This window comes from Kribbella rubisoli (genome assembly GCF_004217145.1).
GTDB lineage: Bacteria > Actinomycetota > Actinomycetes > Propionibacteriales > Kribbellaceae > Kribbella > Kribbella rubisoli.
In genome coordinates this window covers 1,343,451-1,368,402 of sequence record NZ_SHKR01000011.1, presented here as the reverse complement: position 1 = coordinate 1,368,402, position 24,952 = coordinate 1,343,451, and the positions used below count along the sequence as shown (strand labels likewise).

Sequence of the window (24,952 nt, the reverse complement as noted above, 5' to 3'; positions counted from 1 at the left end):
GGTGATCACCGACGACGGCTGCTACCTGTGGACCCACGTCACCGGGCACGGCCCACGCGTTGTCCTGGTCCACGGCGGTCCTGGCTGGTGGGACGTGTTCCACGACCTGTCGCTGCCCGGGTTCACGCTGCACAGATGGGACCAACGAGGCTGCGGCCGCTCGGACCGTCGCGGCCCGTACACCCTCGCCCGCTACGTCGCCGACCTGGCCACTGTGTGCGGCCCCGATCCGTGCATTGTGATCGGGCATTCCTGGGGAGCCTCGCTCGCACTGGAGTTTGCTCAAGCACATCCGGAGGCCGTGTCCCGGTTGGTGCTCGTCTCATCGGTCGGCCTCGACGGTCCGCCGGCCGACTACCGCGCGCGCGTCGCCGAGCGTCTCGCTGGTACTACGGAACCTGATCCGTGGATCGCGCAGATCTCCGTGAACCTCGCCGATCGGGCGACAGCCCTGGACCTGGCCCGGAGGCTGAACACGCCGTGGTTCGAGCCCAACCAGGTCTGTGCGGATGCACTGCGAGCGGAGCTGACGACGCTGACAGATCGGGCGAGCGCTTGCGCCAAGGTCGTCGTACCGACGCTCCTCGTGCACGGTGCGGAGGATCTACGGCCGCCGCACGTGACCGACAGCCTGCTCAAAGCGCTGCCCAACGCAGAACGGGTAGTGCTCGACGGTGTCGGGCACTACCCATGGATCGAGGCCCCGAACGGCTTCGAGCAAGCCGTCCGGGAATTCCTCGACTAGTTGATCGTCCAGGTGTCGGCGCCGGTGACGAGGGCCTGGAGGTCGCCGGTGCCCTGGGTTTCCTGGGCGGTGGTGATCTGCTGACGGACCAGGTCGTCGTACGCCGGGCGGTCGACCGAGCGGAACACGCCGATCGGGGCCTGGTGGAGCACGCCCGCATCGGTCAGCCGTGACAGCGCGAACGCGTACGCCGGGTCCTCCGTGTGCGCGTCGTGGACGACGAGATCCGCCTCGCCGCCGGGCAGCTCCGCGACCTCCCGTACGGCGAGGGACGCGAACCCGTCCCGCACCACGCCGAGATGTCCGTCCTTGCCGAAGCGGATCGGCTCGCCGTGGACGAGCGGGATGATCGCGTCGTCCCGGGTCTCCGGGTCCTTGAACGCCTCGAACGCGTTGTCGTTGAAGATCGGGCAGTTCTGGTAGATCTCGACGAACGCCGTACCGCGGTGCTCGGCGGCGGCGCGCAGTACCGACGTCAGGTGCTTGCGGTCGGAGTCGACGGTCCGGGCCACGAACGTCGCCTCGGCACCGAGCGCCAGCGAGACCGGGTTGAACGGGTTGTCCACCGAGCCCATCGGCGTCGACTTCGTCACCTTGCCCGGCTCCGAGGTCGGCGAGTACTGACCCTTGGTCAGACCGTAGATCCGGTTGTTGAACAGCAGGATCTTCAGGTTCACGTTGCGCCGCAGCGTGTGGATCAGGTGGTTGCCGCCGATCGACAACGCGTCGCCGTCACCGGTGACGACCCAGACGCTGAGGTCGGGCCGCGCCACCGCGAGCCCGGTCGCGATCGCCGGCGCACGCCCGTGGATCGAGTGCATGCCGTACGTCGACAGGTAATACGGGAACCGCGACGAGCAGCCGATCCCGGAGACCATCGCGACGTTCTCGCGCTTGATCCCGAGCTCGGGCAGGAACCCCTGGAAGGCCGCGAGTACGGCGTAGTCGCCGCAGCCCGGGCACCAGCGGACCTCCTGGTCCGACACGTATTCCTTGCGGTTCTGCGGCTCGGTCGCGGCCGGTACGCCGCGCAGGCCACCGGGCAGACTCGGCAGGCCGAGGTCGACCGTGCTCATCGTGCTCCCTCCGATTCGTGCAGTTGCCCCTTCGGCCGGCCGTTGGCCTCGGCGTGCAGCGCTTCGCCGTGCTTCAGACCGGCGGCGGCCGAACCGAGGTGACGGGCGTCGTCGTCGATGCCCTCGGTCTCCTCGACCAGGTTGCCGATCACCTCGGCCAGCTCCGCGGCGCCGAGCGGCATACCGCGGACCTGTGCGTAGGAGACGACGTCGACCAGGTACTTCGCCCGCAGCAGCATCGCGAGCTGTCCGAGGTTCATCTCCGGAACCAGGACCTTCTCGTAGGACCTCAACACGTCGCCGAGGTTCGACGGGAACGGGTTCAGGTGCCGCAGGTGGGCCTGGGCGATCTTCCCGCCGACCGCGCGAACCCGGCGGACACCGGCGCCGATCGGGCCGTACGTCGAACCCCAGCCGAGCACCAGCACCTTCGCCGTACCGTCGGGGTCGTCCACCTCGATCGGCGGGACGTCGACGCCGTCGACCTTGGCCTGTCGGGTGCGGATCATCAGGTCGTGATTGGCTGGGTCGTACGAGATGTTGCCGGTCTTGTCCTCCTTCTCCAGACCACCGATCCGGTGATCCAGACCCGCCGTACCCGGGACGGCCCAGGCACGGGCCAGGGTCTCCGGGTCGCGCAGGTAGGGGAGGTACGTCGGCTGGCCCTTGTCGTCGGTCGCATTCGGCTCGACGGTGAAGTTCGGGTCGATCGTCGGCAGGTCCGCGACCACCGGGATCTTCCACGGCTCGGAACCGTTGGCCAGGTAGCCGTCGGACAGCACGATCACCGGGGTGCGGTAGGTGATCGCGATCCGGGCCGCCTCGACCGCGATCGCGAAGCAGTCCGCGGGGGACTGGGCCGCGAGCACCGGCAGCGGGGCCTCGCCGTTGCGGCCGAACATCACCTGCAGCAGGTCGGCCTGCTCGGTCTTGGTCGGCATACCGGTCGAGGGACCGGCGCGCTGGATGTCGCAGACGACCAGCGGCAGCTCGAGCATCACGCCGAGGCCGATCGTCTCGGACTTCAGGCTGATACCCGGGCCGGACGACGTGGTCACGCCGAGCGCGCCGCCGAACGATGCACCCAGCGCCGCGCCGATACCGGCGATCTCGTCCTCGGCCTGGACCGTGGTGACGTTGAACCGCTTGAGCTTCGACAGCTCGTGCAGTACGTCGGACGCCGGGGTGATCGGGTACGCACCGAGGACCAGCGGCAAGCCGGCTCGCTGGGCACCGGCCACCAGGCCGTACGCCAGCGCGAGGTTGCCGGAGATGTTCCGGTACGTGCCGGTGGCCATGCTGGCCGGCTTCACTTCGTAGCGGACCGAGAACTCCTCGGCGGTCTCACCGAAGTTGTAGCCCGCGCGGAAGGCCGCGATGTTCGCGTCCCGGATGTCCGGTTTGCCCGCGAACTTCGTCTGCAGGAATGTGATCGTCGACTCGACCGGCCGCTGGAACAACCAGGACACCAGGCCGAGCGCGTACATGTTCTTCGCCCGCGACGCGTCCTTGCGGGTCAGCCCGAACTCCTTGACCGACTCCACCGTCATGCCCGTCAGGTTGAGCGGGACCACGTGGTACGCGTCGAGCTCGCCGGTCTCCAGCGGGTTCTCGTCGTACCCGATCCGCTTCAGGTTGCGGGCGGTGAAGTCCGCGGTGTCGACGATCAGCGTCGCGCCGCGGGGGACGTCCTTGAGGTTCGCCTTCAGCGCTGCCGGGTTCATAGCAATCAGCACGTCGGGCGCGTCGCCCGGCGTGAGGATGTCGTGGTCGGCGAAGTGGAGCTGGAAGGACGACACTCCCGGCAGGGTTCCGGCTGGTGCGCGGATCTCGGCTGGGAAGTTGGGCAACGTCGACAGGTCATTGCCGAACGACGCCGTTTCCGCTGTGAACCTGTCCCCCGTGAGCTGCATCCCGTCACCGGAATCGCCGGCGAAGCGGATCACCACGCGGTCGAGCTGCTTGACCTCGATGGTCACTGTTCTTTTCATCTCCAAGTCGAAGCTTGGGTCGTCCGGCCGCCTTGTGGGCAACAGGCCGATCCCCCCGTCAGGGCGATAACCCCAATATTAGTTCGCCCTTAGAACAGAACCATGCGGAAGCCCCGGTGGTCCACAGCCTGGGACGCGGTGTTAACGGGTCGTTGGGTCAGGTAGAGGCGAAATCTCCCAGTGTCACACTCCGCAGCGGCTCGCTTGCGATCCGAAGTGAGAACCGGCAGGGTGTCGTCATCAAGCTGTGACTTCGAGGAGTTGTCTTCATGCGTCGTGTGCTAGCCGGACTGCTGACGTTGCTCGTCGTGGGGTGTGCGGCCCCGATCGCGGCTGTTGCGGCGCCGACGCGGACGGCGAAGATCGCGAGCATTCGGACGACGGACGCGACCAAGGGTGTGATCACGGTTGTCGGGACGTTGACGCCGGCGCCCGCAGCCGGCACGCGGATCCCGTTGCACCAGTGGATCCCGTCGTTGAAGCGGTGGCAGGAGGTCGCGCACGGGTACTCGTCCGGCAGCAGCGTGACGATCACCACGGTCCAGCCCGGGTCAGTTCGGACCTACCGGATCGCGGTGGGTGCGCAGGCGCCGTACGCCGCGGTGGTCTCACCGATGATCAGCTTCAAGCACTACGTGTGGCGCGGGATGTTCAAGAAGGGGCTGGTCGCTGCGGGTGGGGCCGGCCAGCCGCAGTTCACCGTCGTACCGCCGAACGAAGGGCCGCGGCGGGCCGAGGCCGATCTGCTGGCGAACCAGGGCGGGTACGTCTGGGGCGAGGTGGACTCGACCGGTTGCCGCTACGTGCGGAACTGGCTCGGGAACCTGACCGACGGGCTCGTGCGGGTGTCGCTGCACAACGGGACGACGGCGATGACCTCGATCCGCATGCAGCAGGAGACCGAGACCTGGCTGAACTACGACATCTCCGGCGTGACCCGACTCCGGCTGCAGGTCGCGGACATCCGGTCCGGATACGGCCCGTACGTTTCGATCGACTCACTGCTGCTCTGCACGAACTAAGCTGCTGCCTGTGTCGGACAGCTATGGCGTCGTCGCCGCGGTGGTCGCCCTTGGCCTGGTCGGGCTGATCGGCGCGTTCGCGTTGAACAAGGCGCTCACTGTCACTTATCCGACCGAGAACAAACTCAAGACCTACGAGTCCGGCGTAGACCCGGTCGGCGAGGGCTGGGCCCAGGTCCACATCCGCTACTACCTGTTCGCCTACCTCTACGTGATCTTCGCCGTAGACGCGATCTACCTCTTCCCCTGGGCCACCATCTTCAGCACTCTCGGCTACGCCACCCTGATCGAGATGTTCATCTTCCTGGCGTTCGTCGCCGTCGGCCTCCTCTACGCCTACCGCAAGGGCGTCCTCCGCTGGACCTGACGCGGATCCCCAGGCCATCACAATCGACGGCCTGGCCTGCGGCCACGCTCAAGCTGCCCGCGAGAGGCGGATTGTGATGGCCTGGAGATCCGCTAGCTCCGGGCGAGGGCTGCTGCGATCGCCCAGTCCTGCGCGCCGACTCCGACGGACTTGAAGACCGTGCGGCCTTGTGGGGTTGGCGGGGTGGAGAGAGCGGCGCCGAGCTCGACCAGGTCTCCTTCGGACAGGACGCCGGAGGTGACGGCGTCCATGATTTCGCCGGACTCTTCGAGGGCGGCTTCGCGTTGGTCGACCAGGACTGTGGATGCGGTGGCGAGGAGGTCGCGGGGGAGTTCGCGCATGGTGGGGCGGAAGGCGCCGATGGCGTTGACATGAACCGTGTCCGGAAGTGCGTCGACGGAGAAGAGCGGGGTGGTCGAGGACGTGGCGCAGCAGATGATGTCGGTGACGGCGATCGCCTCGTCGATGTTCGTGCCGGCGGTGAACTTCACGTCGGGGAACTCGTCGCCCAGTTGCCGGGCGAGGGCGGCGGCGCGGTCGGCCGAGCGCCCGGTGACGGTGACGTCGGCAATGCGTCGTACGGCGAGAACCGCGCGAACCTGGTCGGGCGCCTGCGCGCCCGTCCCGATCAGCGCCAGCCGGGACGCGTTCGCGTGAGCGAGCAGGTCGGTCGCGACGCCGACGACGGCGCCGGTGCGCAAGGTGGTGATCGAGCCGCCGTCGGCGACCAGCTGTTCACCGCTCCCGGTCCAGATCACGGTCGCGCGGATCGCGGGGACCTGGTCGAGCGCGATCCCGATCTTCTTCACCACCGCGGTCCCGGTCGGCGTGTGGTACGCCGACATCACGAGCACCGTCCCGTCGCCGAAGATCTGCCGCGGCGGCAGCACGAAGTTCCCGGCCGCCAGCTCGCGGAACGCGTCCCGCACCGCGTCGACCGCCGTACTCATCGGAACCAGCCGGCGAACATCCTCAGCAGAAAGCACCTTCACCCGGCGAGCATATTCTGGGCCGATGGATCTGCACCGCGACGCGATCGTCGCTGACGGACACAACGACCTCTTGATGCTGGTGGCGCGGCGGCCGAAGGACGTCTGGTCGGCGTACTTCCGGGAGCGGTGGATACCGCAGCTGCGCGACGGCGGGATCGACGTACAGGTGCTGCCGGTGTTCATCGACTCGGAGTTCCTGCCCGAAGGCGCGCTCCGCGAGACTCTGCGGATGATCGAGGCCGCACACCGGATCGCGGCGGCGAACTCCGACGAGGTCGCGTTGTGTACGGCGCCCGGCGACGTCGAGACCGCCACCGCCGCGGGCAAGATCGCGCTGGTGCTCGCACTCGAGGGCTGCCCGCAGATCGATACCGACGTCGAACTCCTGCAGACGCTGCACCGGCTCGGCGTGCGGATGGCCTCGTTCACCCACTTCGGCCGCAGCGCGCTCGGCGACGGCTCCGGCGAGGACGCGACCGGCGGCCGGTTGACGCATGCCGGCGTCGAGGCGGTCGGGCTGCTCGAGGAGCTCGGCGTACTGGTCGATGTCTCGCACGTCGGCCGCGCCGGGGTCGAGCACATCCTCGAACTGGCGACCAAGCCCGTCGTCGCGTCGCACTCGAGCGCGTTCGCGCTGCGTGACCACCACCGCAACCTGACCGACGAGCAGCTCCGCGGGATGGCCGCGACCGGCGGTGTGGTCTGCGTGAACTTCTTCGCCGGCTTCCTCACCACCGCCGAGAAGCCGACCGTCGAACACCTGGCCGACCACATCCTGCACATCCTCGACATCGCCGGCGAGGACCACGTCGGCCTGGGCAGCGACTTCGTCGCAGAGGTCTTCGGCGAGAAGATCCCCGCCTGCGACCGACCGGTGATCATCCAGGGCCTCGACGCCGAGCTGTACATCCCCGGCCTCGAGGGTCCCGCCGGCATGCCCCTCGTCACGGACGCCTTGGTACGCCGAGATTTGCCCGAAGCAACGATCCGCAAGGTCCTCGGCGAGAACCTGGTCCGCGTCCTCGGCTGAGCCCCATCCGCCTTCTGTAAGGAGCGCTTCATGCAGCAGTGGCTCGACGAGAACCTGACCGGGTTGATCGCCAAGCACGACGTACCCGCCGCGTCGATCGCGGTGTTCGCGGACGGCAAGCTGAGTACGGCGGCGGCCGGCGTCCTGAACCGGAACACCGGGGTCGATGCAACAGTGGACTCGGTCTTCCAGGTCGGCTCGATCACCAAGCTGTGGACGACGACGCTGATCATGCAGCTCGTGGGGGAAGGCAAGGTCGACCTCGACCGCCCGGTCCGCGACTACCTACCGGACTTCAAGCTCACCGACGAGGCCACCGCGGCGGCGGTCACCCCGCGGCACCTGCTGACCCACACGAGCGGCTTCTCCGGTGATGCGTTCATCCCGACGTCGCGCGGTGACGACGGCGTCGAGCTGTTCGTCCGCGACGTCGTGCCGGGCCTGGCACAGGAGGTCCCGCTCGGCGCCGGGTACTCGTACAACAACGCCGGATTCGTCGTCCTCGGCCGGATCGCGGAGGTGCTGCGCGGGAAGCCGTTCCACGAGCTGATCCGCGAGCACATCGCCGTACCGCTGGAGCTCGGGCACGTCGCCACGATTCCGGACGAGGCGCTCCTCTATCGGGCTGCGGTCGGTCATGTCTCGCCGAAGCCGGGCGCGCCGCCCGAGGTCGCACCGGTCTGGAGCCTGGTCCACGGGATGGCGCCGGCCGGATCGCTGCTGGCGATGAGCGCGAGCGACCTGATCACCTTCGGCCGGGCGTTCCTCGACGCGACATTGCTCGACCGGGCGACGATCGATCGACTCTGGCAGGCCCAGGTCGACGTACCCCCGACCGGCGGCGATCTGCACCAGCTCGGCCTCGGCTGGATGATCTTTGACAGCGAACACGGCCCGTACTTCGGGCACGACGGCGGCACGGTCGGGCAGTCCGCGTTCTTCCGGCTGGTCCCGGATCGGAACGTGGCCGTCGCCCTGCTCACCAACGGCGGCAGGGTCTCGGCGCTGTACGACGAACTGATGGGTCACGTCCTGCGCGAGACGGCCGGGATCGAACTACCGGCACGGCTGGTCCCACCCGCGGAGCCGGCCGAGATCGCCCCTGAACTCGTCGTCGGACGGTACGACGGGGTGTTGTTCCGGGCAACGGTCGGCGTGGAGGACGGCGAGTTCTGGCTGCTGGACGAGCCGCTGAGCGACGAGGCGAAACTGCTGCTGCCCGAGCCGGAGCGCTCCCGGCTGGTACCGCTCGACGGGTCGCGGCTGATCGCGGCCGAGCCGGAGCACGGAATGCACGAGGTGATGGCGTTCAGTGAACCGGTCGACGGTCGCGCGACGTATCTGTTCCGGGGCGGCCGGCTCTCCCCGCGCGGTGACGGAAAGTAGTTGTCGCGCCGAATCCCAACTCGTTGCCTGATCACCGTTTGTGATTGCGATCGGCAACAAACGTGAGTTTGAATCGGCTTGTCTAACGGTATGCGTACGAACGGTCGCCAACTGGTGGGTTCGGGGCTATCGTGATTACACGGGGGTACGGGGCGAATACCGGACGGTGAGGCTATGTCGTGGCAACTGTGGGTAGTGATTGCACTCGCTGCGGCCGGGCTGGTGCTATTGGCCGCGGCGCGGATGCGGCACGCCCGTAAAGTCTTCGACGACATCACCGATCTGAACCGGCCTATCCTCTTCACGCCGCCGGTCACAGCTGACGACTTGGCCCGGGCTCGCGCACGGCACGCGCACCCCGAGCCGGATCGCCACCGCAAACACGGCTAGTCGGCGTCCAGCAGGCCGTCACGACGGGCGACCGCCGCGGCCTCGGTCCGCGAGCGGACGCCGAGCTTGGCGAGGATGTTCGACACGTGCACGCTGACGGTCTTCTCGCTGATGTACAGCTCGCGCGCCAGCTGCCGGTTGGTGCGGCCCTCGGCAAGCAACCGCAGTACTTCGGTCTCCCGCGACGTCAGCGCACTCGCGCCGGCCGTCTCACCGCCACCGGTCTCGGCGATCAGCGGCTTCGCCCGGAGCTCGCGGCCGACCTCGGCGGCCAGCGCCGTCTGCTCGTTTGCCTCGGCGACCCGGCCCGCGGCCCGCAGCGCCGCCGACAACCGGACCCGCGACCACGCCTGCTCGTAGACGTACCCGTACCCGAAGGCGTCCGTGGTCCGCTCCCAAGCGGAGACGTGCTCCTGCGGCGTCGGCGCGTCGACCCCGGCCAGCCACCGCAGTCGATCCCACTCCGACTCCAGCCGCGCCAGCCAGGCGAGTCCCTCGACGCCCATCAACCGTCCGGGTGGCAGACCCTTCTCGGCCGTCGCCTGCCCGAGCGCAACCAGCTCCGCGCCGCGCGCCACCAGCTCGGCGGCAGCTGACGGCTCGCCGACGGCGCGGTGGCACAGCAACTGCAGGCCCAACGCCGAGAACCGGATCCGGGCGAAGAACCACTCGGTCTGGAACAGGTCGGCGCACAGTGCGGACACGTCGGCGATCAGCTTCTCCGCCTCGGCCGGCTGATCCAGCTGCAGGTACGCCTCGACGGCCGGCTGGAGCCCGATGAGCGGCAGCATGATGTCGAGATCCCACCACTTCCGGGACAGCTCGAACTCCTCGGCGACCGCGGTGTCACCCCGCCCGCTCCGCACCGAGAACTCCACCGCCCGCAGCGCCGCCGCGGCCGCCGCAGGCGTCATCGAGTCGGTGCGGGCGGTCACGGTCGCTTCGTCCCACTCGCCGAGCATGAACTGCGTCAGCGCGAGCATCCGCCGCGCGTCGAACCCGTACGCCGCCCACTGCCGCCCGAGCTCACCGGCCCGTTTCGCCGCGAACGACAAGGCAGCCTTCGCATTCAGCAGGTCGCCCTGCTCGTAGTGCGTCGACCCGAGCAAGAACCGGCTCCGCACTTCGGCCGCGGGATCGCCGGTGAGCTGTGCGCGAACGGCGGCCTCCTCCAGCTGCTTTGCGGCCGTCTCCGGATCGCCGGCCCGTCGGCGGAGCTGGGCGAGCGTGATGCCCGCGTCGCTGGCCGCGGACTCCTGGCCAGCCTCGCGGGCGATCTCGAGCGCCCGATGCGCCCAGCGCTCGGCCTCCATCGGCCGGCCCAGCGCGTCGGACACCCGCGCGTACAGCGAGGCGACCTGCGCCTTGAACACACTGGACGGCTCGTCGTGGACCAACTTCAGCGCCTGCGAGATCGCCTCGCTGGCCTCTTTGTCCTGGTCGATGATCAGCGCGATATCGGCCAGCGGCAGGAGAAGCTCGGCGCGCTGCAGCTTCGGTGCGTCGGCCGGCAGATCGGCCAGCGCCTTCCGGAGCAGCTTGAGCGCGCGCAGATGCTGTGAGGACAGCGTTGCGGCTGTCGCCGTGTCGACGATCAGCCAGGTCTTGTCGACCGTGCTCGTCGGCGCGGCATTCGGGAACAGCTCGAGCGCCATCTCGTAGTGCTTCAACGCCTCCTGCGGCGCGGCGACCGAGAGCGCTTCCTGGCCGGCTCGGACGCGGGCGTCGAACGCAGTGGCCAGGTCGTGCGATCGAGTTGCATGCCCCGCCAGCTCAGCCGCCGTACCTGCGACGGTCTTGTCTTCGAGTGCTTGTACGTACGCCGCGTGTTCGCGGACACGCTCGCCTGGCAGGAGGTCGTCGTACACCGCTTCGGCCAGTAGGGCGTGGCGGAAGTAGTACCGATCGTTAGTCGGTACGTCGATGATGTGCGCGTCGATCAGCTCACGCAGGGCGTCGTCGAGCTCGCGATCCGGCAGCTTGGCGACAGCGGTGAGGAGATCGTGCGGGACGCGACGACCGGCCACGGCGATCACGCGGGCGACCTGCCGGGCGTCGTCCGATACCGGGTCGAGGCGGACCAGGAGCAGGTCGGCGAGATCGGGCGGCACGGTGTCGCCGTCACCCATCGAGGCCGCGGCGGCCAACTCCTCGGTGAAGAACGCGTTGCCGCCGGCACGCTCGAGGATGCGACGCTCCTCGATCGGGGACAGGGGCTCGGTGAGCAGCGAGTTGAGGAGAGTGCGGGACTCGTCGGCGTCGAGCGGGAGCAGGTTGACCCGGCGCACCCGAGGGTTGCGGGACCACTCGGCGATCGGCCGGCGGAGCGGGTGGCGACGGTGCAGGTCGTCGCTGCGGTACGAAACGACGAGCGCCAGGCGCTGCGAGGTCAGTCGGGTGATCAGGAAACCGATCAGGTCCCGGGTCGAGTCGTCGGCCCAGTGGGCGTCCTCGATGATCACCAGGATCGGCTCACTGGTGGACAGTGCGGTGAACGCGCCGAGGACGGCGTCGAACAGGGCGGCGCGGTCGAGCTGGCCCTCCTGCGGCGCGGGCTGGGCGCTGAGCAGGCGGTGGGCCGGGAGCAGACGGCTGATCGCCGGGAAGTTGGTCAGCACGCTCTCGACGAGGTCGGGACGGTCGCCGGCCAGACGGCCGAAGATCTCGGAGAACGGCTGGTACGGCAGGCCGGCATCGCCGAAGTCGGTGCAGTGCCCGACCAGTACGCCGAAACCTCGCTCGTGCGCACCGGTCGCCACCTCGTCCAGCATCCGGGTCTTGCCGACGCCGGCATCACCGGACAGCAGTACGGCGCCGGCGCGACGCGTTTTCGCGTCGTCCACGGCGCTCAGCAGGGCCGCCATCTCGGACGAGCGGCCGACGAGAGGTGTCGAATTCCAGGGCACGTCGTCCATCTTCGCCCCTGGAGCCGACACAAATCGACGGCATCCCGTCCGCTGAGCCCCGGTTCTGCTGTCAGCCTGGGTTTTCGCGGGAAAAAGAACGCCGTCCCTGATCGTCTGATCAGGGACGGCGGCTGGGGCGGTCATCGGGCCGTGGTGGGTCGGAGGGCACGGCGCGAGTGCCGCGACTCGGGCTTCGAGCCCTTCGCCGGGCGCTGCTTGCGGCTCACGGACCCGAACTCACGCTTGGTCCGCTCCAACCGGTACGCCGCCTCCGCCTTGATCGCATACTGACTCAGTGGAGTGTTGAACATGGTTTCCCTCCCTTCAGGCTTTCCGGCCGAACAGGTGGCTGATGGTCCGGCGGGCTCCGGTGGTCCGGTGCTGCCGGAAGTCACGGCTGAGACGCTCCCTGCGGTAAGCAACCTCTGCCTTGACCGAGTCGTTCGTGTACATGTCTTCCTCCGCTTTTCGCTGCCGGCTCTTGCTGACAGGTGTAAATCTGCTCGTCTGAGGAGGGCCCGCACATCGGAACTCCTCCCTATCCCCACCCGGCTCACTGCCTTAGCCGTCCCTAGGGGGTCCTAGTCACCGCCTAGGGACCCCCGAACGGGCCCTAGCCGACACCTGGAACAGGCCCTTGGAGCGGGACTGTGCGACGCGTGGAGTGGGGCCTGGAATGACGGCGGCGGGGGGGGGGGGGGGGGGCCCCCCCCCCCCCGGGGGGGGGGGGGGGGGGGGGGGGGGGGGCGGGGGGGGGGGGGGGGGGGGGGGGGGGGGGGGGGGGCCGCGCCCGGGGGGGGGGGGGGGGGGGGGGGGCGCGGCGGGGGGGGGGGGGGGGGGGGCGCGCGCCCGGGGGGGGGGGGGGGGGGCGGGCGGGGGGGGGGGGGGGGGGGGCCGGGGGGGGGGGGGCGCCGGCCCCCCCCCCCCCCCCCGCGCCTGGGGGGAGGGGGCCTGGGGCGGTGACCTCGCGGTCACATCGCCGGACGGGCACGCAGCTCGGGCGCACAGGGCGCGGGCGGCTGCTGCTTAGGCTTGCGCTGGAACCAGAACGGACGCTGGAAGTCGTGCCGGATACGGTCCTGCCGGTACTTGATCTCGGCCCGCACCGCGTCGGTCGAGTACATGAACATGATCTCCTCCGAGCTCCTGTCGATGAGTAGACAGTGCGCGCCTGAGGAGGCCCCCCACATCCGCACAACTCCCTATGCCAAGGGCAACTAATGCCTTAGTCGGTGGTTCGGGCACCCCGGCGCCTGCTCGGGGGTGGCCTGAGTGGGACTGGGGATAGCCGACGGTGACTGTGCACATCCAATGGCTTATCCAAGGTCGCCACCGGGTGTCCAAGGTTCATGAGAGCGCGCCCGAGCGGTCGCGGTGCGATGCAGCGCGCGCGGGATCAGCTGCGGTAGGTGAGGCTTAGTTCGTAGTGTTCGGGGTCCAGGAGTTCGTCGGCGTGTTCGGCGAAGCGGTCGTCTGAGGTCCAGCTGGTGCGGGTGGTGTGGAGGAACCAGGTGCCGTCGGGGCGGTTGAGGTGGCCGGCTTCGACGGGGGTTAGGGGGCGGCCGCGGAGGCGTTGTTCGCAGTGGTCCAGGTACAGGCCGGCGCGGTTGAGCGTCACGCTGATGGACCCGTTGTCGAGGCCGCGTTCCGGTAGGTCGCGTAGCGCGTCGAGCGCCGGGATCCGGCTGCGTTCGAGGGAGATCGCCGTACCGTCCGTCAGCTGCCGGACCCGCTCGATCACCACCACCCGGGGCGACTCCAGACCGAGCCGGGACGCCAGCCCGGGATCGGTCGAGCGTTCGATCCGCACCGTTCGCATCCGGGTCTCCACGCCTTGCTCGGACAGGGCATGCGTCCACCCGAGCCGGCCGTCCAGCGGTCGCCCGTCGAACAGCACGTACGAGCCCTTGCCGGTGTGCGTCGCGATCAGCTCGTCCTCGGCCAGCACGGCGAGCGCCGCGCGGACGGTGTTGCGGCTGACCGAGAACCGGCGAGCGAGCTCCACCTCGCCGGGCAGCTGCGTACCACGCCGTACGACGCCGGACCTGATCTCCCGCGCGAGCACCCGTGCGACCCGCTCGTGTTTCAGGGAGACCCGGCGCATCACCGCAACTGCTCCAGGTGCACGATCTCGATCATCGGCGCGTACAGCCGCATGATGTCGAGCGCCTTGCGGTGGTTCTCGTCGGTCGATCCGGCGCACGCCTCCTCGACGACCTGGACCTGTACGCCGGCGTCGATCGCGGCCAGCGCCGTACTGATCACGCAGCAGTCCGTCGTCACGCCGCCCAGCACCAGCCGCCCACCCGCCCGAGCCGCGAGTTCTGGCCCCCAGGCGCCGAAGGTGGTCTTGTCCAGAGTTCGAGCTCCCTTGAACTCATCGACGAGTTGGTAGTCGTCAGCGTCCGGCGACTGCAACGCGAACGGGAACTCCCGGTAATAAGGCACCCAGGCACCGAACGGTTCCTCCGGCGCCACGAACCGGGTGAAGACGACATCAGACCCAAAGATCTCCAGCAAGTCCTTGGTCGGCGAGATCACCCGCTCGAAGCCCGGAGTCGCCCAGCCGGACTCCGGGTCCGCGAAGATCCGCTGCAGGTCGATGAGCGCCAGGACCATCAGGCAGTCGCCTCCTGCCGACGTACTGCGGGCCCGCGGCCGAACCACTGCACAAGGAAACCGATCACGAGTGCGGCCAGTACGCCGAGGTTCGCGTACGCCCACGCGCCGTCCTTGCCGCCGAGGCCGAACGGCCCGAGCAGGTACCCCTGCCAGGTCAGCCACGACGCCAGCGTGTTCGTGACGAGTCCCCAGCCGATGCCGGTGGCAACGAGCATCGTGGCCACTGGCAACCACTGCACGTCGCCGTACCGTCCGTTCGACCGATAGAGGTCGCCCTCGGCGTAGTTCCGCTGGCGGGCGGCGATGTCGGCGAGCATGATCCCGCACCAGGCCGCGATCGGTACGCCGAGTGTGATCAGGAATCCCTGGAACTGCCCGAGGAAATCGCCGCCGTAGAAGACGACGTAGATCGTCCCACCAATCATCACGACACCGTCGATGAACGCCGCGACGTACCTCTTGACCGGCAGGCCGAGCGACAGCAGCGCGAGACCGGACGAGTAGATGTCGAGTACGGCGCCACCGACCAGGCCGAGCACCGCGACGATCACGAACGGCACCAGGAACCACGTCGGCAACGCCTCCGCGAGCGCACCGATCGGGTCGGCGCCGATCGCCTTGCTCAGGTCCGCCGACGAACCCGCCAGCAGCAGACCGAAGACCAGCAGTACGACGGGAGCCACCGAACCGCCGAACGTCGTCCAGCCGACCACGCCACGACTCGACGCCTGGCGGGGCAGGTACCGCGAGTAGTCCGCGGCCGCGTTCACCCAGCCGAGTCCGAAGCCCGTCATCAGGAAGACCAGCGCGCCGATGACCGCCTGCGACGAACCGCTCGGCAGCGCGGACACCGTGCTCCAGTGGATCTGGTCGGCGACCAGGATGATGTACACGACGGTGAGTACGCCGGTGACAACGGTGATGATCGTCTGCGCCCGCATGATCAGGTCGAACCCGAGTACGCCGCAGGCCACCGTCAGCAGACCGACCACGACCAGCGCGATCACCTTGGTGAGGTTGCCCCCGCCCCAGCCGAGCCGCTCGAACACGGTCGCGGTCGCTAGCGTCGCCAGGATCGTCAGCACCGTCTCCCAGCCGACCGTCAGCAACCACGACACCAGCGACGGCAGTTTGTTGCCTCGGACACCGAACGCGGCGCGGCTGAGCACCATCGTCGGCGCCGAACCGCGCTTGCCGGCCAGCGCGATCAGCCCGCAGAGCAGGAACGAGAACACCACCCCGATCACGCCGGCGATCACCGCCTGCCAGAACGAGATCCCGAAGCCGAGCGCGAACGCGCCGTAGCTCAGCCCCAGCACGGAGACGTTCGCTCCGAACCACGGCCAGAACAGCTGACTCGGGCGGCCCTTCCGGTCCGCGTCGGCGATCACGTTCAGCCCGTTGCTCTCCACCGAGAGCGCGCGGGTCTGCTGCACATCGTGCTGGCCTGTCATGGGGCCTCCCGGCCTGGACTGAGGAGCGGAGGGAGCTCCCCAGCGGAGTGGACCTGTTCAGTCCTGTTCAATCACGGTAAGCCCGGGTGTCGGGGTGGTCAACAATGCGCGGTCGTCGAAAACTGAGGCCATGCTGACTGAAGCGGTGGACGGATTCCGGCTGGCCTACGACCGGATCGGCGAGGGGCCGGCGGTGGTGCTGCTGCACGGCTGGCCGGGGGATCGCACCGACTACCGGCTGCTGGCGCCGATGCTCGCGGAGCGTGGTTTCGAGGTGGTGGTGCCGGATCTCCGTGGGTTCGGCGAGTCCGACGCAGCCGATACCGACCCGGCGCAGTACGGCGTTGCCGCGCAGGGGCGGAGCATCGTGGGTCTGATGGAGGAGCTCGGGCTGGAGCGTCCGGTACTCGCGGGGTACGACGTCGGCAGCCGGATCGCGCAGGGGATCGCGCGGAACCAGTCGGAACTGATCGATGGCATCGTGGTCGCGCCGCCGCTGCCCGGGATCGGCAAGCGGGTGTTCTCCGAGCAGGCGCAGGCGGAGTTCTGGTACCAGGCGTTCCATCGGCTGCCGGTGATCGAGGAGCTGATCGACGGGAAGCCGGACGCGGTCCGCTCGTACCTGAACCACTTCTGGACGCATTGGTCCGGGCCGGGGTTCGAGCCGGAGCTCGATCACCTCGTGGATACGTATTCACAGCCGGGTGCGTTCACGGCGTCGATCCAGTGGTACCGGGCGGGTGCCGGATCGGTCGCAGTGTCCGCGGCGGAGACGGCGCCACCGTCGTACGACCGGATCGCCGTACCGACCGTGGTGTTGTGGCCGGAGTTCGACCCGCTATTTCCGAGGGTGTGGTCGGACCGGGTGGACGACTTCTTCAGCGACGTCCGGGTGCGGTACGTCGACGGCGCCGGGCACTACGCGCCACTCGAATACCCGGAGGTCCTCGCGGAGGAGATTGTCGGACTAGGCTGAGCGCATGACCGAGCTGGGGATGCCGACGGTGCGACCGGCAGTCGGCGCGCTGGCGAGGCTCGCGCCGGAGCCGGTCCGGTACCTGTTGAACTGGGGGCGCAAGTACTCGCTCTGGGTGTTCAACTTCGGGCTGGCCTGCTGCGCGATCGAGTTCATCGCGGCGTCGATGGGCCGGCACGACTTCATCCGGCTCGGCGTGATCCCGTTCGCGCCCGGACCGCGGCAGGCCGACCTGATGGTGGTGTCGGGCACGGTGACGGACAAGATGGCGCCGGCGATCAAGCGGCTGTACGACCAGATGCCCGAGCCGAAGTACGTGATCTCGTTCGGCTCCTGCTCGAACTCGGGCGGTCCGTACTGGGACTCGTACTGCGTGACCAAGGGCGTCGACCAGATCATCCCGGTCGACGTGTACGTGCCCGGCTGCCCGCCGCGGCCGGAGGCGTTGCTGCAGGGGATCCTCAAACTGCAGGAGAAGATCGCGGGCGAGGCGCTTGCCGACCGGTACGAGGAACCGTCCGCGGCGGCGCTGACTCGCGGATTGGTGCAGCCTTGAGCGCGGACGCAGTGGAGGCGCTGACGAGTGCCGGCATCACCGCGACGTCTACGGACAGCTTCGGCCCGACCGCGATCGACGTACCGCCGGAGTCGTGGGTGGCGGCGCATGAGGTACTGCGGGATGCCGTCGGGTTCACGTTCTTCGATTTCCTGAGCGCTTCGGACGAGCTGACCGATGGCTTCCGGGTGGTGTCGCATCTCGCGGACTTCTGGGGTGGGTCGCACGTCGAGCATGTGCTGGTGCGGACGCTGGTGCCGCGGGACAAGGCGGTGCTGCCGACGCTGTCCGAGGTGTACGCGGGGGCGAACTGGCACGAGCGCGAGACGTTCGAGATGTTCGGGATCAGCTTCGAGGGTCATCCGAACCTGATCACGCTGCTACTGCCGGACGAGTTCGAGGGCCACCCGCTCCGGAAGGAGTTCGTCCTCGCGTCCCGGGTCGCCAAGCCGTGGCCCGGCGCCAAGGAACCCGGCGAATCCGACCACGCCCCCACCGGCGCCCCCAGCCGCCGCCGGACCCTCCCCCCAGGCGTCCCCGACCCCGAAACCTGGGGCCCCCGCCCACCCGGCTCGCCGGACCCCGACCCTCTGGCAGCTGCGCAGGCGGCTGCAACTCCCGCCCGTCCCCGCCGAGCAGGCGCGGGAGGCGAGAGGCGTGCCCGCCGGCAATCCCCACCACCCACTCCATCTCCAGATCCCACCCCCGAAGATCCTGGGGCCGGCGGGCAGTCGGGGGATGAGTCGGGCGAGTTGTCGTGATTCCTTCGGCTGAGGTGTTGGCTCAGTACACGTTGGAGCGTCAGCATCCGTTGACGCGTACGTGGGTGGACGACCGACGCCGGCTGGCGATTCTGGCCGAGGAGCATGCGGCGCTGGACATCTTGCTGGCCGAGGATCTGGAGATCGCGACCCAGCGGACCGCGCGCCTGGCGCCGGGCAAGCCGGTCGAGGCGATGCTCAACCACTGGGTTGCCGTAGGCAACGACCTCCAGGTGATGTTCAGCATGCGCTTCGAGAACATGAACGTCGCCAAGCCGTTCGTCGACGCCACCCCGATGAGCCGCTCACCCGAGCCGAGCGACCTACCAGCACTGGCCGAGGCAGCCCAGCAGTACTACGGCATCCACAACCCGCTCTACCTCCGCCTCTGGAGCGCCGCCCCTGCCGTCGACGGCACCGTGCCGGACCGCCGCTTCCTCGCCGCACCGATCAGCGAGCTGCAACCACACGACGTACCGCCCGGCCTCGCGCTCCGCCCCGCGAAGAGCGTCGAACACTACGACGAAGCCCGCCGCGCGTACGAAGCCGTGGACGCCGACCACCCGCACCACACCGAAGAAGCCACCATCCAGGACCTCGAGGATCTCCAGGAGTCCGCCGACGACGGTCTGCTCTTCGAGATCGTGGTGGACGACGAGTGGGCCGGGTACGCCGCCGCCATCATCAAGCCCGACGACGCCCTGGGCCTCCCGGCGTACGTCGTCCTTGAACTCATCCTCGCCAAGCACCACCGCGGCCACGGATACGGCCCCCACCTGAGCACGCTCCTCGCCCAGGCCCTCCCCGACCCGACCCGCATCTTCATCGGCACCATCCACTCCGCCAACCAAGGCGCCCGCACCGCCGCCCTATCCGCCGGCCGCCACGACGTAGGCGGCTGGCTTCAACTCCCGCTCGGCGGCGTGTAGTAGAAGACCTCTTCGCGGGTGATTTGGCCGGAGTCGACCGTGCATAGCGACAGCTTGGTGGTTTGGGATCGCAGGCCGGTGACCGTGTTCCGTTGGTCGAAGGTGAAGCGGATGGCGAAGTGGTCCTCGTGGAGTAGGGGGCCGAGGGTTTCTACGGCCAGGTATTCGAGGTCGGTGGTGAGGCGCTGGGCGTTTTCGAGGATGGCGGTTGTGCCTTTGAGGTCGGTGGGGGACTCGAGTGGGGCGGAGCGGATGACGTCGGGGGACAGGAAGTTGAAGGCCTCGTCCAGGCGGCCGGCCGACAGTGCGTCGACGTACCCCTGGGCGACCTCGGCGGTGGAGAGGACGCGGAACTCGTCGGCGTGCTCCCGAGCCCATTCCGCGAAGGTGAGGGCAGGGCGGCCGGTTAGTTCGGCGACCGTGGTAGTGACAGGCTCGGGGTTGTCGACGAGCGAGGCCCAGTAGCTGACCGCGCTCGCGGCGAGGGCTGGGTCGGCGCCTTGGTCGAGCATGGCCTGTCGGGCCGCATCCGAGGTGAGCGGTACGACGTGCAGGTCCTTGCCGACGGCACGACCGATGGTGGCGACCTGCTCGGCCTGCGTCAGCGCCTCGGGGCCGGTGAGTTCGTAGATCTGGCCGACGTGGCCGGGGTTGACGAAGCTGAGTACGGCGACCGCCGCGATGTCGCGCTCGTGGATCATCGACCGCGACGCCTCCGGGTACGGAAGCCGCAGCCTGTCGCCGGAGCGGAAGTCGCCGGCCCACCCCTGAGCGTTGACCGCGAACCCGCTCGGCCGAAGGAACGTCCACGCCTTGCCCGCATCCCGCAGCAACTGCTCGACATCACCCCACACGCCACCCTCGGCGGCATTGAGCGAAGACAAATACACCACTCGCGAAGGCAACGACGGGACGATCTGCGACGCCCCGTCCGCACTGAACGACGGCCACAGCAGGAACGCTGCGTCCACCCCGGCCGCGGCCCGTCGTACGGCGGAGGCGTCGGTGATATCGCCCTGGATCAGCTCGACGTCGGGCGGGAATCCGGCGAGGTCCGGCGTACGGACGAGGGCGCGAACGGTCACCCCCGCCGCGCGCAGTCCGGCGACGACGTGCCGGCCGACCCGACCGGTGGCTCCAGTGACAAGAACGGTAGTCATGACACGATCCTTCGACCTCAACGTTGGTTGAGGTCAAGCCGGAGTCGATAGGCTGCGCACATGCTGGAGTTCGTGGTGCGGGTGGTGGGCGTTCTGGTCGCCTTCCTGGTGGCGCCGTTGCTGGTCGGTCAGGCCGAGCACAAGGTCATGGCGCACATGCAGTCACGGCTCGGCCCGATGTACGCCGGTGGGTTCCACGGCTGGGCGCAGCTGGTCGCGGACGGGGTGAAGTTCGTCCAGAAGGAGAGCGTCGTCCCGGCGGCCGCGGACAAGCGCGTCTTCGAGTGGGCCCCGGTCGTCGCGATCCTGCCGTACCTCGCCGCCCTCGCCGCAATCCCGCTGGCGCCCGGCATCGTCGGCGCCGACCTGGATTCCGGTCTGTTCTTCGTGCTCGCTGTGATGAGCATCGGCGTACTCGGGTCGCTGATGGCGGGCTGGGGGAGCGGCAACAAGTACAGCCTGCTCGGCGGACTCCGGGTCGCAGCGCAGCTGATGAGCTACGAGCTGCCGTTCGTGCTGTCCGCCGCGAGTGTCGCGGTCGCGGCCGGTTCGCTCAGCCTGACCGGCATCGCGCACGCGTGGAATCCGTGGTGGCTGCTCTGGCAGCTGCCCGGCATGATCGTGTTCTTCATCGCCGGTCTGGCCGAGTTGCAGCGGCCGCCGTTCGACATGCCGGTCGCGGACTCCGAGGTGATCTTCGGCCCGTACACGGAGTACACCGGCCTGCGGTTCGCGATGTTCCTGCTCGCCGAGTACGCCGGGATCGTCGTCCTCGCGGGGCTCACCACGGTGCTGTTCCTCGGCGGCTGGAGCGGACCGGGACCGGAGTCGATCGGCTGGATCTGGACCATCCTGAAGGTCGCACTCGTCTCGCTCGTGGTGATCTGGGTGCGGGTGTCGTTCCCGCGGATGCGCGCCGACCAGCTGCAGAAGCTCGCCTGGCAGGGCCTGGTGCCGGTGGCGCTCGCCCAGCTCGCGCTCACCGGCATCGGCGTCGTCGCTTTCTAGGGAGTGGCCAGCGCTTCGGTCGGCGACAGTCGAGAGGCGCGTACGGCGGGGTACAGGCCCGCCAGGGCGCCGATGACCAGCGTGGCCACGACACCGCCGGCGAGAGCCCAGACCGGGATCACCGTCAACCAGTTCTGGTACGACGCGTACGCCGCCGTGACCGCCGATCCGAGCGCCGCGCCGCCGACTCCGCCTAGCGCTGAGAGCAACAGCGACTCGGTGAGGAACTGCGTGCGGATCTGACCGCGGGTCGCGCCGAGCGACCGGCGCAGGCCGATCTCCGCGCGGCGTTCGAGCACCGAGATCACCATGATGTTGGCGACACCGACACCGCCGACCAGGAGCGCGACCGCGCCGAGTCCGAGTAGCAGACCGGTGAACGCCTGTCCGGCGGCCTGCTTCGCGGCGAGCGCGTCGGACGGCCGCGAGACCTCGACCTCGTTCGGCGCCTCGGGGTTGGCCGTTGCCCCGAGCACCGATCGGACCGCCGGCACCTGGGCGTCGTCCGACCGGGTGTAGATCGTGGTCGGATGCCCGTCGAAGGAGAGCCGACCAGCGGCCGGCCAACCCATCAAGGCCGCGCTGTCGAGCTCGGGCGCCAGCGCGGCCGGGTCGAGTATGCCGAGAACCGTGAACCAGATGTTGCCGATCAGCACCTGGGTATCCGGCCCGGCTTTCGTGATCCCGAGCCGGTCGGCAGCGCTCGAGCCGAGCACGGTCGCGGGGAACGAGCCGGTCGCCGCGTCGATCCACTTGCCGCTGCGGACCGTTGCGCCGATCGTGTCGAGCAGGTTGGTACGGGCGGCGTACGCGATGATGCCGTTGGTCTCGACGTCCGGGATCTTGCTGGTCCGGTAGACGGAAGTGTCGTCGACCTTGCCGACCGCGGACTCGGCCCGGACCGGGGCGATCCGGCGGACCATGGCTTCGGCGGTGAGCGGCAGCTGAGCTTGCTCGCCGGTCAGTCGGGTGCCCGGGGCAACCGTTAGAAGATTGGTGCCCAGGGCATCGAGTTGCCCGTCGAGGTCGGCCCGCGAGGACGACGAGATCCCGACGACGGAGACCATCGCGGCGATCCCGATCGCAATCCCCAACGCGGACAGGAACGCGCGGGTCGGCCGGGTCCGCAGGCCGACGGCGCCGACCCGGACGACGTCGCGCAGCCCCAGCGCCCGAGGCTTGAGCTCCCGCGCACTTTGTGCACGGCGTCCGTACGTTTCGGCCGCAGGCGTGCGGACCCGGTGCGCAAAGTCGCCTTTCATGAGCGGATCTCCTCGATGATGCGGCCGTCGCGCATGCGGACCTGGCGGGGGAGGGAGGCGGCGATGTCCCGGTCGTGCGTGATGACGACGACCGTCGTACCGGCGGCGTGCAGGTCGCGCAGCAGTTCCATCACGCCGGCGCCGGATGCGGAGTCGAGGGCCCCGGTCGGTTCGTCGGCCAGCAGGACGGCGGGTTCGCCGGCGACTGCTCGCGCAACGGCGACGCGTTGTCGTTCGCCACCGGACAGCTCATGCGGCTCGTGATCCAGCCGGTGCCCGAGCCCGACCCGTACCAGCGCGGCCGCAGCCCGCCGCCGTCGTACGCCCAGCCGCAGACCGGAGTACAACAACCCGTCGGCGACATTGTCCACCGCACGGACGCCCGCGGCCAGATGGAACTGCTGGAACACGAAGCCGATCCGGGTCGCCCGCAACGCCGACAGCCCGGCGTCGGACAGCCGCGCCACGTCGTACCGATCGATGTGGACGGTGCCGGAGGTCGGGCGGTCGAGGGTGCCGAGCACGTTCAGCATCGTGGACTTGCCGGAGCCGGACGGGCCGACGATCGCGACCAGCTCGCCCGCATCGATCCGCAGGCTGACTCCGCCGAGCGCGTTCACGCCGCCCGGATACACCTTGGTCACTTCGCTCAGCTCGATCACTTCGGAATCCCGACTGTCGTGCCGGCCTTGATCCCGGTGCCGCTGACCTCGACCTGGCCGCTCGCGAACAACCCGGTCTTCACAGGCGCGTAGTGCGACGTCGTACCGTCCGTGACCTCGACTCCGAACCCGCCTTCGCGGAGCGCGACCAGAGCCGCGACGGGGACGGTCAGGACGTTCTTGCGTTCCGAGGCGGTGAAGGTGACATCAGTTGCCGCTGACGACCAAGCGGCCACGGCCTTTTGGTTGGCGATGGCAACGATCACCTCGACCTTGGTCTCGGGGTCCTTGTCCGGGCTCTCCGCCGGGATGATCACCGTCGACACCTTCTCGATCCGGCCTGGCACGGTCTTGCCGTCCGGCAGCGCTACCGTGACCGCCGCACCCATCACGGCAAGTCGCTGGTCCGCCGCGTCGAGCTGGACCGTGACGGCCCGGGTCGTGCCGGTGTACGAGAGCACCGGCTGGTTCGGGCCGAGCGGCGTACCCTCCTGACCTTGCACGCTGTCGATGCGGATGTGACCAGGTGCGAACAGCACGCTGCCGAGCTCGACGACCCCGGTCTCGTCCAGGCCGAGATCGTCCTGCCACTCCTCGACCGCTTCGGCAGTGGCGTCGGTGTACTCGTCGTCGACGGTGAAGCCGGTGTACCCCATCGCCTTGAGGTTCTGTTCGAGCTGCAACACGTCGTTGCCCTCGGCCCCGATCGACAGCTTCCGGTACGCCGGCAGCGCGCCGTACAGCAGGATCGTCGGTTTGTTGTCGATGCTGTAGACGGTGTTCCCGCGCCGCAGCTCCTGCCCGCTGTCCGGTACGGCGGTGACGGTGCCGGCGATCCGGCTGACGGCGGAGGACGTCGTACCGAAGCCGAGTTGGCCGTCCTCGGTCTCGGTGTCCTTCAAGGTCTGTTGGGTGACCTTGGTGGTGTTGACCGGCAAGGCCTGCGCGGCCTGGTTCGTAGCCTGGCTGGTGTCGCCCCGGTTCACCAGGAACGCGCTCGCGGCGCCCCCGGCGGCCAGGACGACGACAGCCGTCAGTGCCTTACGCATCACCGCGCGGCCAGGATGCTCTGGCAGGCGCCCTGCGCCTTCTGGAAGTCGGGGTCGTCGGCGACGCCCGGGCCGATCATGATGCCGCGCTGGTCCGGCTTCGGGTCCGGGAACTTCTCGACACCGTTCTTCCGCATGCACTCGGCGTACTCGCGGCCGTTCTCCGCCTGCTGCGGGTTGGCGCTGCCCTGCGACTGCGGGTCGTACTCGCGGCACGCCTCCATCGCCTTCTGGACCTGCTCCTGGGTGACCCCAGAGTTCTTGTCGAACTTGAGCATCGGTCCCTTGCCCGGCTCCGGGTCCGGGACGTTCAGGCCGTTCTCCCGCAGGCACTGGGTGAACTTGACCGCCATCTCGTCCTGGCTGAGGCTGGCCGGCGCACTGGTCGGTGTGGTGGACTGCTGGGCGCCGGAGCCAGAGGCGACCTGGGCGTCGGGCTTGTCCGCTCCGCAGCCGGTGATGAGTACGGCGGCCGCGAGCACGGTGGCGGCCAGGATGGTCTTGCGCATCGGTGCGCTCCTCTCGTTTCCCCGAAGCCTTCGCCGGACGCCGTTTCCCGGCCGTTTCCGAGTGCGCTAACACGGGGGAAACACGGGCGTCGGGGATCA

At 69.1% G+C, this 24,952-nt stretch carries 26 protein-coding genes; 11 read left to right on the top strand and 15 right to left on the bottom strand.

Annotation, left to right across the window (positions count from 1 at the left end):
• Window position 1: 1 nt before the first annotated feature.
• A complete protein-coding gene (locus EV645_RS09525; protein WP_130441769.1) occupies window positions 2-745 on the top strand; it encodes an alpha/beta fold hydrolase in 744 nt (247 codons plus the stop codon).
• On the opposite strand, the gene EV645_RS09520 is transcribed toward EV645_RS09525, so the two are convergent.
• Together EV645_RS09520 and EV645_RS09515 are read right to left on the bottom strand one after the other, a co-directional pair.
• Entirely contained in the window at window positions 742-1,821 is a 1,080-nt protein-coding gene (locus tag EV645_RS09520; protein ID WP_198681527.1) for a 2-oxoacid:ferredoxin oxidoreductase subunit beta, read from the bottom strand. The two genes, EV645_RS09525 and EV645_RS09520, sit on opposite strands and share 4 nt — an antisense overlap.
• The gene (locus EV645_RS09515) at window positions 1,818-3,812 is read right to left on the bottom strand and encodes a 2-oxoacid:acceptor oxidoreductase subunit alpha (RefSeq protein WP_242000297.1); all 1,995 of its coding nucleotides are present in this window, start codon (window positions 3,810-3,812) and stop codon (window positions 1,818-1,820) included. Before EV645_RS09515 ends, EV645_RS09520 begins: the two co-directional genes overlap by 4 nt.
• 269 nt (window positions 3,813-4,081) lie before the next feature.
• On the opposite strand from EV645_RS09515, the gene EV645_RS09510 reads away from it, so the two are divergent.
• Window positions 4,082-4,834, top strand: a complete 753-nt coding sequence (locus EV645_RS09510; RefSeq protein ID WP_130441767.1) for a hypothetical protein — start codon at window positions 4,082-4,084, stop codon at window positions 4,832-4,834.
• Window positions 4,835-4,844: 10 nt separating this feature from the next.
• Complete coding sequence (locus EV645_RS09505) at window positions 4,845-5,201, top strand: NADH-quinone oxidoreductase subunit A (protein ID WP_130441765.1); 357 nt, start codon at window positions 4,845-4,847, stop codon at window positions 5,199-5,201.
• 92 nt (window positions 5,202-5,293) lie between these two features.
• On the opposite strand, the gene EV645_RS09500 is transcribed toward EV645_RS09505, so the two are convergent.
• Window positions 5,294-6,193, bottom strand: coding sequence for an ornithine cyclodeaminase family protein (locus tag EV645_RS09500; RefSeq protein ID WP_130441763.1), 900 nt, complete (start codon window positions 6,191-6,193; stop codon window positions 5,294-5,296).
• A gap of 22 nt (window positions 6,194-6,215) precedes the next feature.
• Here EV645_RS09500 and EV645_RS09495 point away from each other — a divergent pair, with 22 nt between their 5' ends.
• The 3 genes from EV645_RS09495 to EV645_RS09485 all read left to right on the top strand — a co-directional run bounded on the left by EV645_RS09495 (window position 6,216) and on the right by EV645_RS09485 (window position 8,999).
• Window positions 6,216-7,223 (top strand): dipeptidase, encoded by a 1,008-nt coding sequence (locus EV645_RS09495; RefSeq protein WP_130441761.1) that lies wholly within the window; start codon window positions 6,216-6,218, stop codon window positions 7,221-7,223.
• 30 nt (window positions 7,224-7,253) lie between these two features.
• Complete coding sequence (locus EV645_RS09490; RefSeq protein ID WP_130441759.1) at window positions 7,254-8,609, top strand: serine hydrolase domain-containing protein; 1,356 nt, start codon at window positions 7,254-7,256, stop codon at window positions 8,607-8,609.
• A 174-nt stretch (window positions 8,610-8,783) separates the two neighbouring features.
• A complete protein-coding gene (locus tag EV645_RS09485) occupies window positions 8,784-8,999 on the top strand; it encodes a hypothetical protein (RefSeq protein WP_130441757.1) in 216 nt (71 codons plus the stop codon).
• Here EV645_RS09485 and EV645_RS09480 read toward each other — a convergent pair.
• From EV645_RS09480 to EV645_RS09460, 7 genes are all read right to left on the bottom strand, one after another.
• On the bottom strand, window positions 8,996-11,914 hold the full coding sequence (locus EV645_RS09480; RefSeq protein ID WP_130441755.1) for a helix-turn-helix transcriptional regulator: 2,919 nt from the start codon (window positions 11,912-11,914) through the stop codon (window positions 8,996-8,998). The two genes, EV645_RS09485 and EV645_RS09480, sit on opposite strands and share 4 nt — an antisense overlap.
• 131 nt (window positions 11,915-12,045) lie before the next feature.
• Window positions 12,046-12,216: a hypothetical protein gene (locus EV645_RS41800; protein ID WP_157997037.1), complete on the bottom strand. Its 171-nt coding sequence runs from the start codon at window positions 12,214-12,216 to the stop codon at window positions 12,046-12,048.
• A gap of 13 nt (window positions 12,217-12,229) precedes the next feature.
• Window positions 12,230-12,358 (bottom strand): hypothetical protein, encoded by a 129-nt coding sequence (locus EV645_RS43125; protein WP_277876998.1) that lies wholly within the window; start codon window positions 12,356-12,358, stop codon window positions 12,230-12,232.
• Between the two features lie 518 nt (window positions 12,359-12,876).
• Window positions 12,877-13,029 carry a hypothetical protein gene (locus EV645_RS41795; RefSeq protein ID WP_157997036.1) on the bottom strand — a complete coding sequence of 51 codons (153 nt, stop codon included), beginning with the start codon at window positions 13,027-13,029 and terminating at the stop codon, window positions 12,877-12,879.
• Window positions 13,030-13,301: 272 nt separating this feature from the next.
• Window positions 13,302-14,009 carry a GntR family transcriptional regulator gene (locus EV645_RS09470; protein WP_130441753.1) on the bottom strand — a complete coding sequence of 236 codons (708 nt, stop codon included), beginning with the start codon at window positions 14,007-14,009 and terminating at the stop codon, window positions 13,302-13,304.
• A complete protein-coding gene (locus EV645_RS09465; RefSeq protein ID WP_130441751.1) occupies window positions 14,009-14,524 on the bottom strand; it encodes a cysteine hydrolase family protein in 516 nt (171 codons plus the stop codon). Before EV645_RS09465 ends, EV645_RS09470 begins: the two co-directional genes overlap by 1 nt.
• A complete protein-coding gene (locus EV645_RS09460; protein WP_130441749.1) occupies window positions 14,524-15,981 on the bottom strand; it encodes a purine-cytosine permease family protein in 1,458 nt (485 codons plus the stop codon). Before EV645_RS09460 ends, EV645_RS09465 begins: the two co-directional genes overlap by 1 nt.
• 130 nt (window positions 15,982-16,111) lie before the next feature.
• Between EV645_RS09460 and EV645_RS09455 the strand changes: the two genes are divergently transcribed.
• The 4 genes from EV645_RS09455 to EV645_RS09440 are packed head-to-tail and all read left to right on the top strand — an operon-like array spanning window position 16,112 to window position 19,203.
• Window positions 16,112-16,957, top strand: coding sequence for an alpha/beta fold hydrolase (locus EV645_RS09455; protein ID WP_130441747.1), 846 nt, complete (start codon window positions 16,112-16,114; stop codon window positions 16,955-16,957).
• A gap of 4 nt (window positions 16,958-16,961) precedes the next feature.
• Entirely contained in the window at window positions 16,962-17,513 is a 552-nt protein-coding gene (locus EV645_RS09450; RefSeq protein WP_130441745.1) for an NADH-quinone oxidoreductase subunit B, read from the top strand.
• Entirely contained in the window at window positions 17,510-18,274 is a 765-nt protein-coding gene (locus tag EV645_RS09445; protein ID WP_130441743.1) for an NADH-quinone oxidoreductase subunit C, read from the top strand. Before EV645_RS09450 ends, EV645_RS09445 begins: the two co-directional genes overlap by 4 nt.
• Window positions 18,271-19,203: a GNAT family N-acetyltransferase gene (locus EV645_RS09440; protein ID WP_242000296.1), complete on the top strand. Its 933-nt coding sequence runs from the start codon at window positions 18,271-18,273 to the stop codon at window positions 19,201-19,203. The genes EV645_RS09445 and EV645_RS09440 overlap by 4 nt, the downstream gene beginning before the upstream one ends.
• On the opposite strand, the gene EV645_RS09435 is transcribed toward EV645_RS09440, so the two are convergent.
• Window positions 19,179-20,363, bottom strand: a complete 1,185-nt coding sequence (locus tag EV645_RS09435; RefSeq protein ID WP_242000295.1) for an NAD(P)H-binding protein — start codon at window positions 20,361-20,363, stop codon at window positions 19,179-19,181. The two genes, EV645_RS09440 and EV645_RS09435, sit on opposite strands and share 25 nt — an antisense overlap.
• A 60-nt stretch (window positions 20,364-20,423) precedes the next feature.
• Between EV645_RS09435 and EV645_RS09430 the strand changes: the two genes are divergently transcribed.
• Window positions 20,424-21,371 (top strand): complex I subunit 1/NuoH family protein, encoded by a 948-nt coding sequence (locus EV645_RS09430; protein WP_130441741.1) that lies wholly within the window; start codon window positions 20,424-20,426, stop codon window positions 21,369-21,371.
• On the opposite strand, the gene EV645_RS09425 is transcribed toward EV645_RS09430, so the two are convergent.
• The 4 genes from EV645_RS09425 to EV645_RS42190 are packed head-to-tail and all read right to left on the bottom strand — an operon-like array spanning window position 21,368 to window position 24,853.
• Complete coding sequence (locus EV645_RS09425) at window positions 21,368-22,633, bottom strand: ABC transporter permease (RefSeq protein WP_130441740.1); 1,266 nt, start codon at window positions 22,631-22,633, stop codon at window positions 21,368-21,370. The genes EV645_RS09430 and EV645_RS09425 overlap by 4 nt on opposite strands.
• Window positions 22,630-23,295 (bottom strand): ABC transporter ATP-binding protein, encoded by a 666-nt coding sequence (locus tag EV645_RS09420; RefSeq protein WP_130441739.1) that lies wholly within the window; start codon window positions 23,293-23,295, stop codon window positions 22,630-22,632. The genes EV645_RS09425 and EV645_RS09420 overlap by 4 nt, the downstream gene beginning before the upstream one ends.
• Window positions 23,292-24,344, bottom strand: coding sequence for a peptidoglycan-binding protein (locus tag EV645_RS42195; RefSeq protein ID WP_198681526.1), 1,053 nt, complete (start codon window positions 24,342-24,344; stop codon window positions 23,292-23,294). Before EV645_RS42195 ends, EV645_RS09420 begins: the two co-directional genes overlap by 4 nt.
• Entirely contained in the window at window positions 24,344-24,853 is a 510-nt protein-coding gene (locus EV645_RS42190) for a hypothetical protein (protein WP_198681525.1), read from the bottom strand. Before EV645_RS42190 ends, EV645_RS42195 begins: the two co-directional genes overlap by 1 nt.
• Between the last annotated feature and the right edge of the window lie 99 nt (window positions 24,854-24,952).